The 17,588-nt window shown below is 61.3% G+C and carries 16 protein-coding genes; 9 read left to right on the top strand and 7 right to left on the bottom strand.

Annotation, left to right across the window (positions count from 1 at the left end; all coding sequences use genetic code 11):
* Positions 1-20: 20 nt before the first annotated feature.
* Entirely contained in the window at positions 21-1,331 is a 1,311-nt protein-coding gene (locus QWI20_RS08025) for an NAD(P)/FAD-dependent oxidoreductase (protein WP_369305001.1), read from the bottom strand.
* A 153-nt stretch (positions 1,332-1,484) separates the two neighbouring features.
* On the opposite strand from QWI20_RS08025, the gene QWI20_RS08020 reads away from it, so the two are divergent.
* Complete coding sequence (locus QWI20_RS08020) at positions 1,485-1,838, top strand: YkgJ family cysteine cluster protein (protein WP_369305000.1); 354 nt, start codon at positions 1,485-1,487, stop codon at positions 1,836-1,838.
* 34 nt (positions 1,839-1,872) lie between these two features.
* Here the strand turns inward: QWI20_RS08020 and dadR are convergent, their stop codons facing one another.
* Complete coding sequence (dadR, locus tag QWI20_RS08015) at positions 1,873-2,361, bottom strand: transcriptional regulator DadR (RefSeq protein ID WP_065988245.1); 489 nt, start codon at positions 2,359-2,361, stop codon at positions 1,873-1,875.
* Between the two features lie 154 nt (positions 2,362-2,515).
* On the opposite strand from dadR, the gene dadA reads away from it, so the two are divergent.
* The 6 genes from dadA (at position 2,516) to QWI20_RS07985 (ending at position 8,310) form a co-directional block, all read left to right on the top strand.
* Positions 2,516-3,817, top strand: a complete 1,302-nt coding sequence (gene dadA / locus QWI20_RS08010; RefSeq protein ID WP_369304998.1) for a D-amino acid dehydrogenase — start codon at positions 2,516-2,518, stop codon at positions 3,815-3,817.
* Positions 3,789-4,142 carry a RidA family protein gene (locus tag QWI20_RS08005; protein WP_192171444.1) on the top strand — a complete coding sequence of 118 codons (354 nt, stop codon included), beginning with the start codon at positions 3,789-3,791 and terminating at the stop codon, positions 4,140-4,142. The genes dadA and QWI20_RS08005 overlap by 29 nt, the downstream gene beginning before the upstream one ends.
* Positions 4,143-4,186: 44 nt before the next feature.
* Positions 4,187-5,260 (top strand): alanine racemase, encoded by a 1,074-nt coding sequence (alr, locus tag QWI20_RS08000; RefSeq protein ID WP_369304996.1) that lies wholly within the window; start codon positions 4,187-4,189, stop codon positions 5,258-5,260.
* A gap of 160 nt (positions 5,261-5,420) precedes the next feature.
* A complete protein-coding gene (locus QWI20_RS07995) occupies positions 5,421-5,969 on the top strand; it encodes a cupin domain-containing protein (RefSeq protein WP_037016647.1) in 549 nt (182 codons plus the stop codon).
* 8 nt (positions 5,970-5,977) lie between these two features.
* Positions 5,978-6,280 carry a DUF2845 domain-containing protein gene (locus QWI20_RS07990; protein WP_369304995.1) on the top strand — a complete coding sequence of 101 codons (303 nt, stop codon included), beginning with the start codon at positions 5,978-5,980 and terminating at the stop codon, positions 6,278-6,280.
* Positions 6,281-6,387: 107 nt separating this feature from the next.
* Positions 6,388-8,310, top strand: coding sequence for an acetyl-CoA hydrolase/transferase C-terminal domain-containing protein (locus QWI20_RS07985; protein WP_369304994.1), 1,923 nt, complete (start codon positions 6,388-6,390; stop codon positions 8,308-8,310).
* 34 nt (positions 8,311-8,344) lie between these two features.
* On the opposite strand, the gene QWI20_RS07980 is transcribed toward QWI20_RS07985, so the two are convergent.
* The 4 genes from QWI20_RS07980 to rep all read right to left on the bottom strand — a co-directional run bounded on the left by QWI20_RS07980 (position 8,345) and on the right by rep (position 12,928).
* Positions 8,345-9,160, bottom strand: coding sequence for a sulfite exporter TauE/SafE family protein (locus QWI20_RS07980; RefSeq protein ID WP_369304992.1), 816 nt, complete (start codon positions 9,158-9,160; stop codon positions 8,345-8,347).
* Positions 9,161-9,242: 82 nt separating this feature from the next.
* The gene (locus tag QWI20_RS07975) at positions 9,243-10,127 is read right to left on the bottom strand and encodes an MBL fold metallo-hydrolase (RefSeq protein WP_369304991.1); all 885 of its coding nucleotides are present in this window, start codon (positions 10,125-10,127) and stop codon (positions 9,243-9,245) included.
* Between the two features lie 182 nt (positions 10,128-10,309).
* On the bottom strand, positions 10,310-10,879 hold the full coding sequence (locus tag QWI20_RS07970) for a xanthine phosphoribosyltransferase (RefSeq protein ID WP_237250077.1): 570 nt from the start codon (positions 10,877-10,879) through the stop codon (positions 10,310-10,312).
* A 39-nt stretch (positions 10,880-10,918) separates the two neighbouring features.
* Positions 10,919-12,928 carry a DNA helicase Rep gene (gene rep, locus QWI20_RS07965; RefSeq protein ID WP_122534146.1) on the bottom strand — a complete coding sequence of 670 codons (2,010 nt, stop codon included), beginning with the start codon at positions 12,926-12,928 and terminating at the stop codon, positions 10,919-10,921.
* 201 nt (positions 12,929-13,129) lie between these two features.
* On the opposite strand from rep, the gene QWI20_RS07960 reads away from it, so the two are divergent.
* Positions 13,130-14,800, top strand: a complete 1,671-nt coding sequence (locus tag QWI20_RS07960; RefSeq protein WP_369304990.1) for a putative bifunctional diguanylate cyclase/phosphodiesterase — start codon at positions 13,130-13,132, stop codon at positions 14,798-14,800.
* A 180-nt stretch (positions 14,801-14,980) separates the two neighbouring features.
* On the opposite strand, the gene QWI20_RS07955 is transcribed toward QWI20_RS07960, so the two are convergent.
* Positions 14,981-16,363: a NorM family multidrug efflux MATE transporter gene (locus QWI20_RS07955; RefSeq protein ID WP_369305155.1), complete on the bottom strand. Its 1,383-nt coding sequence runs from the start codon at positions 16,361-16,363 to the stop codon at positions 14,981-14,983.
* Positions 16,364-16,525: 162 nt separating this feature from the next.
* Here QWI20_RS07955 and QWI20_RS07950 point away from each other — a divergent pair, with 162 nt between their 5' ends.
* The gene (locus QWI20_RS07950; protein ID WP_369304988.1) at positions 16,526-17,446 is read left to right on the top strand and encodes a LysR substrate-binding domain-containing protein; all 921 of its coding nucleotides are present in this window, start codon (positions 16,526-16,528) and stop codon (positions 17,444-17,446) included.
* The last annotated feature ends 142 nt before the right edge of the window (positions 17,447-17,588 follow it).

Below are 17,588 nucleotides of genomic sequence, written 5' to 3'. Positions count from 1 at the left end.
CCTCACAGCGGCGAGTTTCGTTACACCAGTTCTTTGAAGCGGTGCCACAACATCCCCAGCGCCAATAGCGGCGAGCGCAAATGTTTACCGCCGGGGAAGGTGATGTGAGGGACTTTGGCAAAGAGCTCGAACCCGCCGCTGTGTTGGCCGCTGATGGCCTCAGCCAGCAACTTGCCGGCCAGATGCGTTGCGTTCAGCCCGTGCCCCGCGTACGCCTGGGCGTAGAACACATTCGGATGCGTGTGCAGTCGCCCGATCTGCGGCAAGCGGTTGGCGCCGATGCCGATCATTCCGCCCCACTGAAAATCGATCTTCACATCCTTGAGCTGAGGGAACACCTTGAGCATCTTCGGCTGCATGTACGCAGCAACGTCGCTCGGGTCGCGGCCTGAATAGTGACAGGCGCCGCCGAACAGCAAGCGTCGATCAGCCGACAGCCGAAAATAATCCACCGCCACGCGCTGATCGCACATCGCGGTGTTGCGCGGAATCAGCTGGCTGGCGAGTTCTTCGCTCAGTGGCTCGGTGGCAATGACGTAACTGCCGGCGGGCAAGACCTTGCCGCTCAATTCCCCGTCAAGCTCATTGAGATACGCGTTGCAGCCCAGCACCAGCGTGCTGGCGCGCACCAGCCCTCGAGCTGTATGAATCTTGACCTCTGTCCCATATTCCAGCCGCGTCGCTGCCGAATGTTCGAACACCTGAACGCCCAATGACTGAGCGATGGCGGCTTCTGCCAGCGCCAGGTTCAGCGGATGCAGATGGCCCGAGCCCATGTCCAGCATCGCACCGGCATAGTTGGGTGAGCCGATGACGCTGCTGAGGTTGCCCGCTTCAATCAATTCCAGCGGGTGGCGGTAACCCAGGCTTCGCAGCTCTTCGGCGTCTTTGGCAAAACCCTCGAACTCCTTGGGCTTGTTCGCCAGATCGCAGTAACCCCAGGTCAGGTCGCAGTCGATCTGGTATTTGCTGACGCGCTCGCGGACGATTTCCACCGCTTCGAGGCCCATCAGCTTGAGCTGACGCACGCCGTCCTCGCCGATGACATTGCTGAACTGATCCACATCGTGGCCGACGCCGCGGATCAGTTGCCCGCCGTTGCGCCCGCTCGCGCCCCAGCCGACCTTGTGCGCTTCCAGCAGCACCACCTTCAAGCCGCGTTCAGCCAGCTCGATCGCCGTGTTCAGCCCGGAAAACCCGCCGCCGATGATGCAGACGTCGGTTTTGATCTCGCCGTGCAGGGCAGGGTAATCAGGCCGGGGATGGCGGGTGGCCGCGTAATAAGAGGCCGCGTGATCAGAAGATCCGGGCTGGGGAGGCCGAGCATTCATGTTGAATATCCCGAGAACACTGTTTGGAAAATTTTACGGAGGGTAGCGGGGTGAATGAATCCGGGCAAGAAAATGCCAGCGCATGATTATCCGGGTGTCAGTCCCGGAGGCGCTGGGGCACAATCAGCACCTTTCACAGGGGAAACTGCCGCTATGAGCTGTAACAGCGAGAAAATCCGCGATTTGCGGCGGCAGATTCCGTTGTTCGAATGCGTGCCGGGGTGCCACGATTGCTGTGGGCCGGTGACCACGTCGTCCGAAGAAATGTCGCGCTTGCCGCGCAAGACTCCGGCCGAGCAGGAAGCGGCGCTCAACGAGCTGAACTGCGTACACCTGGGGCCCAATGGCTGCACTGTGTATGACGAGCGACCGCTGATCTGCCGTCTGTTTGGCACCACGAAAACCCTGCCATGCCCCAATGGCCGCCGCCCTGACGTCTTGATTCACCCTCGCGCCGAGAAGCAGGTGCACGAGTTCATCGCCTCGACGCGGCAGGTATTGGTTTAGCGGAAGCCATTGGCAGGGAATCGGTTACGGATACTTATTCCGGAATCGGCAAACACAAACTCTCCTTCACCTCTTCCATCACGATGTAGCTCTTGGATTCCCGCACGTGGGGCAGCTTGAGCAGAATATCGCCCAGCAACTTGCGGTACGACGCCATCTCGGAAATCCGCGCTTTCACCAGATAGTCGAAATCCCCTGACACCAGATGGCATTCCAGCACGTGGGGCAGTTTGAGCACCGCGCGGCGGAATTCTTCAAAGGTGTCACCGGACTTGTAGTCCAGGCTGATCTCGACGAACACCAACAAGCTGGCCTTGAGGTTCTGCGGATTGAGGCGGGCGTTGTAGCCCATGATGATGCCTTCACGCTCCAGGCGCCGGACCCGTTCTGTACACGGCGTGGTAGACAGCCCGACGCGTTCGCCCAGTTCGGTGAAGGAGATCCGGCCGTCGTTTTGCAGGATGCGCAGGATGTTGCGGTCGATCTTGTCCAGCTCGCGTTTGGACTGGTGCTGGGTACGCATCGAGGAGCCCTCTGCCAAAGCGTCGGTTGCCGAGAAGAAATGCCGAATATAGGCGTTTATATAGTCAAAAGCACTGCTCACGCCTTTTTATACTGCGCACATCCTTGCTTAAAACTTGAAAACGTCAGCGGATATCCGCGATGAGGGAATCAACATGCGCGTTCTGGTCCTTGGAAGTGGCGTAATCGGTACCACCAGTGCGTATTACCTGGCGCGTGCGGGCTTCGAGGTGACGGTCGTTGACCGTCAACCGGCCGCGGCCATGGAAACCAGTTTCGCCAACGCCGGGCAGGTGTCGCCGGGCTACGCTTCGCCATGGGCGGCGCCGGGTGTGCCGCTCAAGGCGCTTAAGTGGTTGCTGCAGCGCCATGCGCCGCTGGCCATCAAGGCGACAAGCGATATCGATCAGTACCTGTGGATGGCGCAGATGCTGCGCAATTGCACCCATAACCGCTACGCCGTGAACAAAGAGCGCATGGTTCGCCTCTCCGAATACAGCCGCGACTGCCTCGATGAGCTGCGTGCCGAGACAGGCATCGCCTACGAAGGCCGCAGCTTGGGCACCACCCAGCTGTTCCGCACTCAGGAACAGCTGGATAACGCCGCCAAGGACATCGCCGTGCTCGAACAGGCCGGCGTGCCCTATGAAGTGCTGGACCGTGAAGGCATTGCCCGGGTCGAGCCAGCCCTGGCCAGCGTCAGCAACATTCTCAGTGGGGCGCTGCGTCTTCCGAACGATCAGACCGGCGACTGCCAGCTGTTCACAACGCGTCTGGCCGAGATGTGCGTGAAGCTGGGCGTTGAGTTCCGCTTCGGGCAGTCCATCGAGTCCATTGATTTCGCCGGCGACACCATCAAGGGTGTGCGCATCAACGGCACGCTCGAAACCGCCGACCGCTACGTGCTGGCGCTTGGCAGCTACTCGCCACAACTGCTCAAGCCCCTTGGCATCAAGGCGCCGGTTTATCCGCTCAAGGGCTACTCGCTGACGGTGCCGATCACCAACCCGGCGATGGCGCCGACTTCGACCATTCTCGACGAGACCTACAAGGTCGCGATTACCCGCTTCGACAATCGCATCCGCGTAGGCGGCATGGCCGAGATCGCCGGCTTCGACCTGTCGCTCAATCCCCGTCGCCGCGAGACCCTGGAGATGATCGTCAACGACCTTTATCCTCACGGCGGCGACCTGCAGCAGGCCAGCTTCTGGACCGGCCTGCGCCCGACCACGCCGGACGGAACACCTATCGTGGGCGCAACGCCGTATCGCAATCTTTTCCTCAACACCGGCCACGGCACGTTGGGTTGGACGATGGCCTGCGGTTCAGGCAGATTGCTGGCTGACCTGATCGCGCGCAAAACGCCACAGATCAGTGCTGAAGGCCTCGATATTTCCCGTTACGGCAGTTCCAAGGAGATCGCAAAACATGTCCATTCAGCGCCAGCTCACCAATGAGCGCATGAGCCAGCTGGTCGTCCATAACGGCACCGTTTACCTTGCCGGGCAAGTGGCCGACGACATGGCAGCGGGGATTGAGCAGCAGACCCGCGAGACGCTCCACAACATCGAGCGATTGCTGGACCTGGCCGGTACCGACAAGACCCGCATTCTGTCGGTGACGATCTACCTGAAAGACATCGATGCACACTTTGCCGGCATGAACAGCGTCTGGGACACCTGGCTGCCGAGGGGCCTTGCCCCTGCGCGTGCAACGGTTGAAGCCAAGCTGTGCGAGCCTGAGATTCTGGTTGAACTGTCGGTGGTTGCGGCGCTGCCGTAGCTCACCCACCTATATCCATCTATTGACCGACAAGAAGCCCCAGCATGCGTCCAGCCCGCGCCCTTATCGACCTTCAGGCCCTGCGCCACAACTACCAACTGGCGCGCGACACCGCTGGCGCCAAGGCGCTTGCCGTGATCAAGGCGGATGCCTACGGCCACGGCGCGGTGCAGGTTGCGCAGGCGCTGGAATCCGAGGCCGATGGTTTTGCCGTGGCGTGCATTGAAGAAGCGCTAGAGCTGCGTCAGGCCGGGATCAAAGCACCGATTCTGCTGCTGGAGGGTTTTTTCGAGGCCGACGAACTGGCGCTGATCGTCGAGCATGATTTCTGGTGCGTGGTGCATTCCCTCTGGCAGCTCGATGCCATCGAGCAAACCGCACTCGGCAAGCCGCTGAACGTGTGGCTGAAGATGGATTCGGGCATGCACCGCGTTGGCATTCACCCGGCGGATTTTCAGGCGGCCCATCAGCGGCTGCTGAACAGCGGCAAGGCTGCGAAAATTGTCTTGATGACCCACTTCGCCCGCGCCGATGAGCTCGACAGCGCGCGCACTGATGAGCAAGTGGCCATTTTTCAATCGGCCCGTGCCGGTCTGACCGCCGAACTCAGCCTGCGCAATTCTCCAGCCGTCATGGGCTGGCCCCGCGTGCCGAGTGACTGGGTGCGTCCGGGCATCATGCTCTACGGCGCGACGCCGTTCGAGCAGCCGCAATCGGTCGCCGATCGTTTGCAGCCGGTCATGACCCTGGAATCCCGGGTCATCTGCGTGCGCGACCTGCCCGTCGGTGAGCCAGTGGGCTACGGCGGTACATTCGTCGCCGAGCGCAACATGCGCATCGGTGTGGTCGCGATGGGCTATGCCGACGGCTATCCGCGGCAGGCGCCTACCGGTACCCCCGTGATGGTCGACGGTCATCGCAGTCAGTTGCTCGGGCGTGTGTCGATGGACATGCTATGTGTCGACCTCACCGACGTGCCGGGCGCAGGGCTGGGCAGCCGCGTCGAGCTGTGGGGCAAGAACATCCTCATCAGCGACCTTGCGTCCAGCGCGGGCATGATTCCGTACCAGATTCTGTGCAATCTAAAACGCGTGCCAAGGCTCTATACCGGAGCCTGATCGTCGCTCGCCAGTCCCCTGCAAACCACCCCTTCGCGGCCAGTCACGGCCGCCAGTCCCTTTGCTGATCCGGCCATGGGCTCAAGTGTTGTAAATACTGAACGCTGTTGCCATGATGGCGGCCACTTGACCCAACTTGATTATCAGGAGGACTCCCGCATTGGACGTCGGTGAACGACTGCAATCCATTCGTAAACTCAAAGGTCTGTCCCAGCGTGAACTCGCCAAACGAGCGGGCGTGACCAACAGCACCATCTCCATGATCGAGAAGAACAGCGTCAGCCCCTCGATCAGCTCGTTGCGCAAGGTGCTGGGCGGCATACCGATGTCCATGGTGGAGTTCTTTTCCGAAGAGCTCGAACCCGAAAACCCGACCCAAGTGGTCTATAAAGCCAGCGAACTGATCGATATCTCGGACGGTGCCGTGACCATGAAACTGGTCGGCAAATCCCATCCGAGCCGCGCCATTGCGTTCCTTTCCGAGGTCTATCCGCCGGGCGCGGACACCGGCGTTGAGATGCTCGTTCACGAGGGCGAGGAGACCGGGATTCTGGTCGAGGGCCGTCTTGAGCTGGTGGTCGGACTGGACACCTACGTGCTCGAAGAGGGCGACAGTTACTACTTCGAGAGCTCCCGCCCGCATCGCTTTCGCAACCCGTTCGACGTTCCTGCGCGACTCATCAGCGCGGCAACGCCGGCGAATTTCTGATCAGCGACATGATTAATCGAAAACTGATCTTACTCGGCCTGGCCGTCTTGCTCTTCGCCGGTACTGCTGACGCGACCATGCGCTGCGGCACGGCGCTGATCAGTCTGGGGGACACTGCCGATGTGGTCCGCCAGAAGTGCGGGGCGCCTGACAGCAGTGTTGATCAAATGCCTGCGCTCAGGAGCAACGGAGTTCCGAAGCTCGGCACTGCGAAGGTTAGTTTGTGGGTGTACGGCCCCCGCAACGGTGCAAAACAACACCTGCGGTTTATCGAGGACAAGCTGGTAGAGATCGAGACGAAGCGGGATTGATTAGCAGAGCGGCAATCGTTTTTTAAGGGCGCAAAGCGGCGCATTGCAGCAAAATCCCTGAAGGCCCGGTCCAACCCCCATCAAATAACAAAATCAGGAGAGGCCGGATGCCGCATTCCTGCTCGATCGAGCAAGCTGTCGATCATGTGTTGGCTGAATTGCCGGCACACATCCATATGGGTATGCCGCTGGGGTTGGGCAAGCCCAATCGCTTCGCCAACGCGTTGTACGCCCGAATCAAATCGCTGCCCGATCGACATCTGACTATCTACACCGCGCTGTGCCTCGGGCGACCGGATGGCGGCGATGGTTTGCAGGGGCGGTTTCTGGAGCCCTTTCTGGAGCGCGTCTTCGACGACTACCCGGAGCTGGATTTCCTCACCGATCTGCGCCGGGACGACCTCCCGCCCAACATTCACGTCCAGCAGTTCTTCATGCAGCCCGGCAGCCTGTTGGGCAGTGTTGAAGCGCAGCAGGATTACGTCAGCAGCAACTACAGTCACGCCGCGCGGGACATCAATGCCAATGGTCTGAATCTGATCGCGCAACTGATCGCCCGAGACCCGCAACGGCCCGATCACCTCAGCCTGAGCTGCAACCCAGACATCACCCTTGACCTGCTGCCCATGGTGGAAAAACGCCGTGGGTTGGGCGAGCGCATTCTGATACTCGGCCACGTTCACGCGGACCTGCCGTACATGCAGGGCGGTGCCGAAGTCGGCGCCGACACCTTCGACCTGCTGATCGAGCACGAAGAGCGCAGCACGCTGTTCTCGACGCCGAACATGCCGGTCGGTGTTCAGGATCATTTCATTGGCCTGTACGCGAGCACATTGGTCCGCGACGGCGGCACGCTGCAGATCGGCATCGGTTCGATGGGCGACGCCCTGACCGCCGCCTTGCTCGCGCGCCAGGCCGATAACGAAACCTACCGCGCGTGCCTGGCCAAGCTGGACGGCATCTCCACCTGGAAACCGTTGATCGAAGCCCAAGGCGGTGTCATGCCTTTCGCCACCGGGCTTTATGGCTGCAGCGAAATGCTGGTCAACGGTCTGCTGGTGCTGCTGGACGCGGGAATCATCCGGCGCAAGGTGTACGCTGACGTCGAGCTGCAGCAAATGGCCAACGACGGGGTTCTGGACGAATCGATTTATAGCGACGGCGTGTTGATTCACGGCGGCTTCTTTCTCGGGCCGCGCAGCTTCTACGAGCGGCTGCGGGAATTCACGCCGGCGCAGATCGCGCAGATCAACATGACCGCGATCAGCTACATCAACGAGCTTTACGGCAACGAGACCCTCAAGCGCATGCAACGGCGGGATGCGCGATTCATCAACAGTTGTTTCACCGTGACGTTGCTGGGCGCAGCGGTCTCTGACCAACTGGCCGATGGCCGGGTGGTCAGCGGTGTGGGCGGGCAGTACAACTTCGTCGCTCAAGGGCATGCGCTGGAAGGCGCGCGGTCTGTGTTGATCCTGCGCAGCTGGCGTGAATCGGGCGGGGAGGTCAGTTCCAACATTGTCTGGGACTATGCACACGCGACGATCCCGAGGCATCTGCGCGACATCGTCGTCACCGAATACGGCATCGCCGATTTGCGCGGCAAGACCGACTCTGCAGTGATCGAGGCGCTGCTCAACATCAGCGATTCACGCTTCCAGCCGGGCCTGATGGATCAGGCGCAAAAAGCCGGCAAGCTGCCGAAGGATTTCCGCCTTGATCCGCTGTTCAGCCAGAACACGCCCGAGCGGCTGAAGGACATCCGCAACCAGTTCCCGTCGCTGTTCATCGAGTACCCGTTGGGCAGCGATTTCACGGCTGAAGAGCGCGATCTGCTCCGTGCGCTGAACTGGTTGAAGAGCAAGTTCAAGCTCACGGAAATCATCGACCTGGGCAAGGCCACGCTGGAAGCCCCTGACGCGAGCGCCTATCCGGAGCATTTGCAGCGCATGGGCCTCGATCATCCGCAGGGGTTGCGAGAAGAGCTGTATCAGCGGCTGGTGTTGGCGGGGCTGCAGGCGACGGCTTAGGCCCGATGTTTCCCACGTTTACTGTGGCATCCGTTCAGCCGAGGGTTTTGATCACCAGCAGCACGGCGGCAAAGAATCCGCTAACGGCAAACAACTGCTGCAACCTCGGACCTGCGAGGTAACGGCTGACCTGCCTGCCGGCCATCAGTCCTGCAATGGCCCCGGCGGCGAATGGCAGCCCTACTGACCAGTGCATCGCGCCGCTGACGCTGGCCGTGATCACGCTGCCGGTCGAGACCAGGGCGATCACCGCCAGCGACGTGGCGACGATGCTCTTCATCTCAAGGTCGGTGTATCGGGTCAATGCCGGCACGATGACAAAGCCGCCACCCACACCGAGCAATCCTGACAACAGCCCGGCCAATGCGCCGGTCGCCGCCAGTGAACGAGCGCAAGGCAGGGTCCAGCGCAGCCGACCCACCAGCGGATTGACCACGCACGGTCTGAACGCGCCCCGATCAGGCGGTATGCCGTGGCGCAGTTCGTGAGCGGCTTTGCGGTAGATCCGTCCGCACACGTAAAACAGAATCAGCGCAAACCCCAACGCCAGCGGCGCATTGGGCAGCTGATGCGCCAGCCAAAGCCCTACCGGCGACAGCGTGATACCAATGAGCGCGATGAAAATGGCCGCGCGGTAGCGGACGATGCCTTGCCGCAGTCCTAGTGCTGCACCGACCGCCGAAGCCAGCCCGACGGCCAGAAGGCCCACCGGCGCAGCTTCGATCATCGTCAGACCCAGCCCGAAGACCAGCAGCGGCACAGCAAGAATACCGCCACCCGCGCCGGTCAGTCCCAACACCGCGCCAATGATCGTACCGAGGCCGGCTCCGATCAGTTCGTGTTCATTCATGTTAAGTGAGCAAGTCCCGTGGGTCTGTCAGGAGGTGGCTGTTCAGTGTGTGAGCGCGCTTGATCGGCGCGTTCGGCGGGATTTACAGCGCATTGATCGGGACCTTCAGGTAGCGCACGCCGTTGTCCTCCGCTTCCGGCAGGTTGCCGCCGCGCATGTTGATCTGCACCGAAGGCAGGATCAGCATCGGCATGTCGAGGGTGGCATCGCGTTTCTCGCGCATCTCTACGAAAGCGTCCTCATCGATGCCTTCGCGCACATGGATGTTGCTGGCGCGTTGCTCGGCGACGGTGGTCATGAACATCAGCTCACGGCCGTTGGGCAGGTAGTCGTGGCACATGAACAGACGCGTCTGCGGCGGCAGGCCGAGAATCCGGCCGACCGAGCGATACAGCGTGCGCGCATCGGCGCCGGGGAAGTCGCAACGGGCGGTGCCGTAGTCGGGCATGAACAGCGTATCGCCGACAAACGCCACGGCTTCATCGCCTGCTTCAATCACGTACGTCATGCACGCCGGCGTGTGGCCAGGGGTGTGCATGGCTCTGGCCTGCAGCGTGCCGATCTGAAAGTGCGCGTCATCTTCCAGCAATCGGTCGAACTGGCTGCCATCGCGGGCAAAATCGCCTTTGGCGTTGAACAACGTGCCGAAGACTTTTTGCACGCGAGTGATGTGGCTGCCAATCGCGACGGTGCCGCCGAGCTGTTCTTTCAGGTAGGCCGCTGCCGAAACGTGATCGGCGTGGACATGGGTTTCCAGAATCCACTGCACCGACACGCCCAGCTCGCGAACCCTGTCGATCAGCTTGTCCGCGGACAGCGTGCTGGTGCGCCCGGATTTCGGGTCGTAATCCAGCACGCTGTCGATCAGCGCAGCCTGAAGCGTAGCGCGATCAATGACCAGGTAACTGATGGTCGAGGTCTGCGGATCAAAGAACGCCTCTACGCTCAGTTTTTCGCCAATTTCCATAACGTTTCTCCTGTTCTACTGACCGCACGAAATCTGTGGGAGTCGAGCTTGCTCGCGAAGGGGCCGGTACATTCAAACTGACCTCTACGTCTGTCTTCGTGAGCAAGCTCACTCCCGCGGGGTGACGCGTTCGCTGGCCCAAAACGCGGCGTCAGCTGCGCAACCCCAAAGGTGAATCTGGATCAGACGAACGTCACAACGCCATCTTTCAACGACTGCACGCGTGCCAGCGACTCTACACGATAGCCCTGACCGTCCAGCTCGGCGCGGCCGCCCTGGAACGACTTCTCGATCACGATTCCCAGGCCGGCGACGGTTGCGCCCGCTTGCTTGATGATCGAAATCAGCGCCTGGGACGCCTTACCGTTGGCCAGGAAGTCGTCGATGATCAACACCCGATCGCTGCTGTTCAGGTGACGGGTAGAAATGGCGATGGTGCTTTCGGTCTGCTTGGTGAACGAATACACCGACGCAGAAAACATGTTCTCAGTGAGGGTCAGCGACTGATGCTTGCGCGCGAAGATCACCGGGATGCCCATCTTCAGACCGGTCATCACTGCAGGGGCGATACCTGACGCCTCGATGGTGACGATCTTGGTGATGCCCGAATCGGCGAACAGCGCGGCGAATTCGTCACCGATCTGCTGCATCAGCACCGGGTCGATCTGATGGTTGAGAAACGCGTCGACCTTCAATACCTGGTCGGAAAGCACGATGCCTTCGTCGCGAATTTTCTTGTGCAGTGCTTCCACGTGGGTGGTCCTCAGAGCGCGATGTGCGCGAAATGAACGTTATCTTTTCAGCATGGCGCGTATGTCCGCCAGGGCTGTATTGCCGCGTACGGCTTTGACTTCGACGGGCGTGTCATCGTTGCCTTCCCAGGCGAGATCGTCCGGCGGCAGTTCGTCGAGGAACCGGCTCGGCAGGCAATCGATGATTTCGCCGTACTGCTTGCGTTTGGCGGCGAAGGTGAACGCCAGCGTCTGCCGCGCGCGGGTGATGCCCACGTAGGCCAGGCGGCGTTCTTCTTCGATGGTGTCGGCCTCGATGCTGGAGCGGTGCGGGAGGATTTCCTCTTCCATGCCCATGATGAACACGTACGGAAACTCCAGCCCCTTGGAGGCGTGCAGGGTCATCATCTGCACGCCTTCGGCGCCGTCTTCTTCTTCCTGCTGACGTTCGAGCATGTCGCGCAGAACCAGTTTGCCGATAGCCTCCTCGATGGTCATGCCGCCTTCTTCGTCTTTCTCCAGTGTGTTCTTCAGCGCCTCGATCAGAAACCACACGTTGCCCATGCGGTAGTCGGCGGCCTTGTCGCTGGAGCTGTTCTGACGAATCCAGTTTTCGTAATCGATGTCCATGACCATGCTGCGCAAGGCGGCGATCGGGTCCTGCGTCGCGCATTGCTGGCGCACGCCGTCCATCCAGTGTTTGAAGCGTCTGAGGCGATCGGTGAAGCGGGCGTCCAGATGCTCGCCCAGGCCGATCTCGTCGGTGGCGGCGTACATCGACACCTTGCGCTCGGTCGAGTAGTTGCCCAGCTTTTCAAGGGTGGTCGAACCGATTTCCCGGCGCGGCACGTTGATCACGCGCAGGAAGGCGTTGTCGTCATCCGGGTTCACCAGCAAGCGGAAGTAGGCCATCAGGTCTTTCACTTCCTGACGTCCAAAGAAGCTGTTGCCCCCGGACAGCCGATACGGAATCTGATGGTGCTGCAGCTTCAGCTCGATCAGCTTGGCCTGATAGTTACCGCGATAGAGGATCGCGAAGTCGCTGTACGGCCGGTCGGTGCGCAGGTGCAGGCTGAGGATTTCGATGGCCACGCGCTCGGCTTCGGCGTCTTCGTTCTTGCAGCGAATCACGCGGATTTCATCGCCGTGACCCATCTCGCTCCAGAGTTGTTTCTCGAACGCGTGGGGGTTGTTGGCGATCAGCACGTTGGCGCAGCGCAAAATGCGGCTGGTGGAGCGGTAGTTTTGCTCCAGCATCACCACTTTCAACGACGGGTAATCGTCCTTGAGCAGCATCAGGTTTTCCGGCCGCGCGCCGCGCCAGGCGTAGATCGACTGGTCGTCGTCGCCCACAACGGTGAACTGGCAGCGCGTGCCGATGAGCATCTTCACCAGCAAGTACTGGCTGGCGTTGGTGTCCTGGTATTCGTCGACAAGCAGATAGCGCACCTTGTGCTGCCACTTTTCCAGAATGTCGGCGTGCTCCTCGAACAGCTTCACCGGCAGCAGAATCAGGTCGTCGAAATCCACTGCGTTGTACGCCTTCAGCGTGCGCTGGTAGTGGCTGTAGACGATGGCGGCGGTCTGCTCCTTGGGGTTGCGCGAATTGGCGAGGGCCTCAGGCGGCAGGATCAATTCGTTTTTCCAGGCGCCGATCATGTTTTTGATCTCGTCGACGCCGTCGTCGCCCGAGTATTCCTTTTGCATGATGTCGGTCATCAGTGCCTTGACGTCGGTCTCGTCGAAGATCGAGAACCCGGGCTTGTAACCCAACCGTGCGTGCTCCTTGCGGATGATGTTCAGGCCCAGGTTGTGAAACGTCGAGACGGTCAGGCCGCGCCCCTCGCCAGCGCGCAAAAGGGTACCGACGCGCTCTTTCATCTCGCGCGCCGCCTTGTTGGTAAAGGTCATGGCGACGATGTACTGGGCTCGGATGCCGCAGTTCTGGATGAGGTGGGCAATCTTGCGTGTGATCACGCTGGTCTTGCCGGAGCCAGCGCCGGCGAGCACCAAAAGAGGGCCGCCGACGTAGTTCACGGCTTCCTGTTGCCGGGGATTGAGTCGGGACATGGGGAAAAATGGGGTCGCCTGGAAAAGGGCGGGCATTTTAACAGGGTCAGCGGATTGTGCAGCCACCGTCCGACACTGTGATGCGCCGCGCTATCTATATTTCGCCGTTTTGTTACATTTGCGTATTGCGGATGATTCTCGCGTTTGACGACCCTCATTCGGGGGTGCGCCAAGGTCTTTACGTTTGTGTGGGGAGTTAGCTTGTCTACGCCTGTCGAACCCTTGCGCTTGCTGCTTCTGGCGGACACGCCCGAATGGCCGGCATCGTTGCGCGAGTGCCTGGCGCCGCTCGGAGACGCCGCTGTCCTTGACTGCGCGCCGAGCTGGGACGCTGTCAGCAATCAAACCGACTTCTCCACCTCCGGAATACTCTTTACCACCGAAGCCCTTCAGCCCGCCGCCGGCCAATGCCACTGGCCCACCGTATTGCTTTTCGATACCGAGCCGGACGAAGAGCCCGTCGGTGTCAGCGACTGGCTGGTGCGCGACGCCCTCACATCGCAGGCCCTGCGCCGCTGTCTGCGTCATGTGCGCGAACGGGGCGTGCTGGAGACCACGCTCAATCGCCTCGCCGAGCAAGACCCTCTTACCGGCATCGCCAACCGCCAGGGCTTTCAGACGCTGCTGGCTGCCCGGCTGGCCGAGTTCGATGGCCGCGGCCTGGCGCTGGGGCATCTGGACCTGGACAACTTCCGGCGCGCCAATGACGCGCTGGGTCATCAGGCGGGGGATCGGCTGATCCTGCAAGTGGTGGCGCGGCTGAAAGGCCAGCTGGAGGCGTGCGATCAACTGGCGCGACTGGGCAGCGATGAATTTGCCCTGCTGATCGACACACGACGCGCCCCCGAGCGCGCCGAATCCATCGCTGAGCGCATCACCGAAGCCTTGTCCGAACCGTATTGGGTCGATGGGGAAAGCCTGTTGATCGGTTGCAGCCTTGGCATCGCCTATGCGCGCCTCAACGGCGGCGCCGATCCGTTGATGTGGCACGCACACATCGCCATGCAGCAGGCCAAGGGCACTCAGGGCTGTACCTTTCACGTCTTCAACGAACGCATCAACCGCAACGCCCGCAGCCTTGCCGACCTGGAAAGCGAGCTGCGCCGCGCCTTGCGTCGCGACGAGCTGGAGCTGCATTACCAGCCGCGCCTGTGCCTGAACACCGGACACATTCTGGGGCTGGAGGCATTGGTGCGTTGGCGCCACGCCGAACGCGGGTTGTTGCCGCCGAGTGAGTTTGTGCCGCTGGCCGAGCAGAGCGGGCTGATTGTCCCGCTGGGATACTGGGTAATCGCCCGTGCGCTGAAGGATATGCAGACGTTGCGCGAGAAGGGCGTGCCGCCGCTGCACATGGCGATCAACTTGTCGTTCCGCCAGTTTCAGGACAACCAGTTGCTCGCCACGCTTAGCCGATTGATTGCCGACCGCGGCATTGACGCGCAATGGCTGGAATTCGAACTGACCGAAACCGCCGTCATGCGCCGCAGCGATCTGGTCAAACAGACCATGGATGCGTTGGGCCGGCTGGGTGTTCGCTTCTCCCTGGACGATTTCGGCACCGGGTTCTCATCCTTCGTGCACCTCAACAGCTTGCCGATCACACTGCTGAAGATCGACAAGAGCTTCGTCGGTGAAATGGAGCAGCGCGAGGAAAATCGCAAGCTGGTCCACGCGATGATCAACCTGGCCCACAACCTCAGCCTGGAAGTCGTGGCCGAAGGCGTCGAAACCCCCGAACAACTGGCCTTGCTGCGCAGCTTCAACTGCGATCAGGCCCAGGGTTTTTTGATCAGTCACCCGCTGGCCCTGCCGGAGCTGATGGAATATCTGGCGATGGACCAGAGCAAGAGGATTGCGCTGCAGAGCCAGTGAGCGGCGGCTCGTTCTTTGAACACACCTCGGAGTGATTCTGTAGGAGTGAGCTTGCTCGCGAATGCATGGGGTCAGCCGACATGGATGTCACAGACCCACCGCCTTCGCGACCGTCGTAACCTCCGATTGCTCCTACAGTTGGGTTTGTGACCGCCCCGGATTGTGAATACCCGCAGAGGCCTATCCCATCACCACAACCCCCGTCGCCTCTTTGCGCAGCAGCCGCGCGGTCTTGCGCTCGAATGCCCAGGTCAGTGCGACCGCGGAGCAGAGCAGGCCGATCGCCAATCCCCACCACACGCCCACCGCGCCCTGGTTCGCCAGAAACCCGAGGCCCCAGGCCAACGGCGCGCCGACCACCCAGTAGCTCGCCAGTCCGATCAGGAACGTGGTTTTTGCGTCCTTGAATCCCCGAATCGCGCCCATGGCGATGGTCTGCGTGCCGTCGAGAATCTCGAACCAGGCGGCGATGGCCAGCAGCCTCACCGCCAGCTCGACCACACCTTGGTATTTCGGATCGTTGACGTCCACGAACAAACCGATGACGGCGTGGGGCGCAACCCAGAACAGAATGCCGAACGACAGCATCAGCAGCCCGCCGAACCCAATCCCCATGCGTCCGGCGGTGCGCGCCAGCAGCAGGTTACCGGCGCCGTAGTGCAAGCCGATACGCATGGTCACCGCGTAGGAAATCCCGACCGGGACCATGAACGCCATCGACACCGATTGCAGAGCGATCTGGTGCGCGGCCATCTGGGTGCTGCCCATGGCGCCCATGCAGAACGCCGCGAATGTGAACAGCCCGACTTCCACCGCATACGTGCCACCGATGGGCAGGCCCAGACGCCACAGCTCTTTCAGGCAGCTGCGCGAGAGTTTCATCAGTTCTTTGTGAAGGGGATACGCCGCGTAGGCGCTGTGATAACGAATGTGCAGCGCGAGGGCCAGGGCCATGGCGTTGGTGACAATGGCCGTGACCAAACCAATGCCCATCAGGCCCCAGTGCGGCAGGCCAAACAGCCCGTGGATAAACGCGTAGTTGAGCCCGAAGTTCAGCGCCACGCCTACCAGGCTGATCACCATTACCGGGGTCGCACGCCCCAATGCACTGGTGAAACCGCGCAGCGCCATGAAGCTCAACAGGCCGGGCAGCGCCAATGGCAGCGTGATCAGAAATTCACTGGCCATGTGAACGTTGGCTTCGTCTTGACCAAACTGCAGCAGGATCGGCTCGAGGTTCCAAAGGATCAGCGCGGCAATCAGCGCCATGCCCCATGCCAGCCACAATCCGGCCTGAGTCAGCCGGGTAACACCGACATGATCATTCGCGCCCTTGCGGATCGCGACCAACGTACCGACGGCGGCCATGACCCCCACGCAGAAGAACGACACGAAGTTGTAGCTCGCCGCGCCAAGCCCGCCACCGGCGAGGGATTCCGGGCCCAGCTTGCCCATCATCACGGTGTCGGTGAACACCATCAGCATGTGCGCCATCTGCGAAGCAATCAGCGGCCCGGCCAGACGCAGGATGATCCACAGTTCTTTGAAGGCGTGCTGGTGCATGGTTTTTGCGCTCGGGTTGCGGGTGTTGGCAGGCCGGTCATTGTGGGGATTCGGGCGAGGATGCACAAAGGGATAAATCCGATCACTCGCATGAGTAAAACTCATCCTGGGTTTCCGCGGTAGAGTGGCCTCGGTCGCCGTCCAGCCTGAGGAACCCCGCCTATGTCTCGCTCTCTTCCGCCTTTGTATGCCCTGCGCGCGTTCGAAGCCGCTGCGCGACACAGCTCGTTCACGCGCGCCGCTGAAGAGCTGTCGATCACCCAGAGTGCGGTCAGTCGGCATATCGGCACGCTGGAAGAGCACTTTGCCTGCCGTCTGTTTCGTCGCAACGGTCGCAATCTGCAGCTCACCGAAGCCGCGCGGGAATTGCTGCCGGGCGTGCGGGAAGGCTTTTCAGCGCTGGAGCGAGCGTGCAGCGCGTTGATGGCGGAGGAGGGCATCTTGCGCATGAAGGCCCCATCGACCCTGACCATGCGCTGGTTGCTGGCGCGGCTGAGTCGTTTCCGCCATCTGCAGGTGGGCAACGAAGTCCAGCTGACCAGCGCCTGGATGGACATCGACAGCGTCGACTTCACCCAGGAGCCGTTCGATTGCGCGGTGTTACTCAGCCATGGGCATTTCCCACCGGACTGGGAGGCAACGTACCTGTTCCCCGAATGGCTGATTCCCGTGGGCGCGCCGACGCTGCTGGATGACGCGCCGTGGGACGCAGAACGACTGGCCGGCGCCGAGCTGTTGCACCCTACGCCCGACCGCCGCGACTGGCGCCGATGGCTGGAGCGCATGGACTTGTCTGAGCGGGTCTCGCTCAAGGGAGGGCAGGTTTTCGACACGCTGGAGCTGGGCATGATTGCGGCGGCTCGGGGTTACGGCGTTTCCATGGGCGATCTGCTGATGGTGGCGGAGGACGTCGCTCAGGGCCGGCTCAGTCTGCCGTGGCGCACGGCGGTGGTCAGCGGCGAAAACTACTACCTCGTCTGGCCCAAGACCCGCCCTGGCGGCGAGCGTCTGCGGCGGCTGAGCGACTTCTTGCAGGGCGAAGTGCAGGCGATGGAATTGCCTGACGTGACGATTCTGGAATGAGTCGTAGAGCGCTGGCTCACCAAAAGCGGGCAGGGTGGGTTCAGCGCTGGAGACCTCAAGACTCTGAATAGATTCCGTCTTAAACCGTGTAGGACTCAAGTATTTCGTTTGTCAGCCGAAGCTGTAATTGCAAAGCCGGTTC

The sequence above is a fragment of the Pseudomonas sp. W2-17 genome, assembly GCF_041060445.1.
Taxonomy (GTDB): Bacteria; Pseudomonadota; Gammaproteobacteria; order Pseudomonadales; family Pseudomonadaceae; genus Aquipseudomonas.
This window is presented reverse-complemented; position numbering and strand designations above follow the sequence as displayed.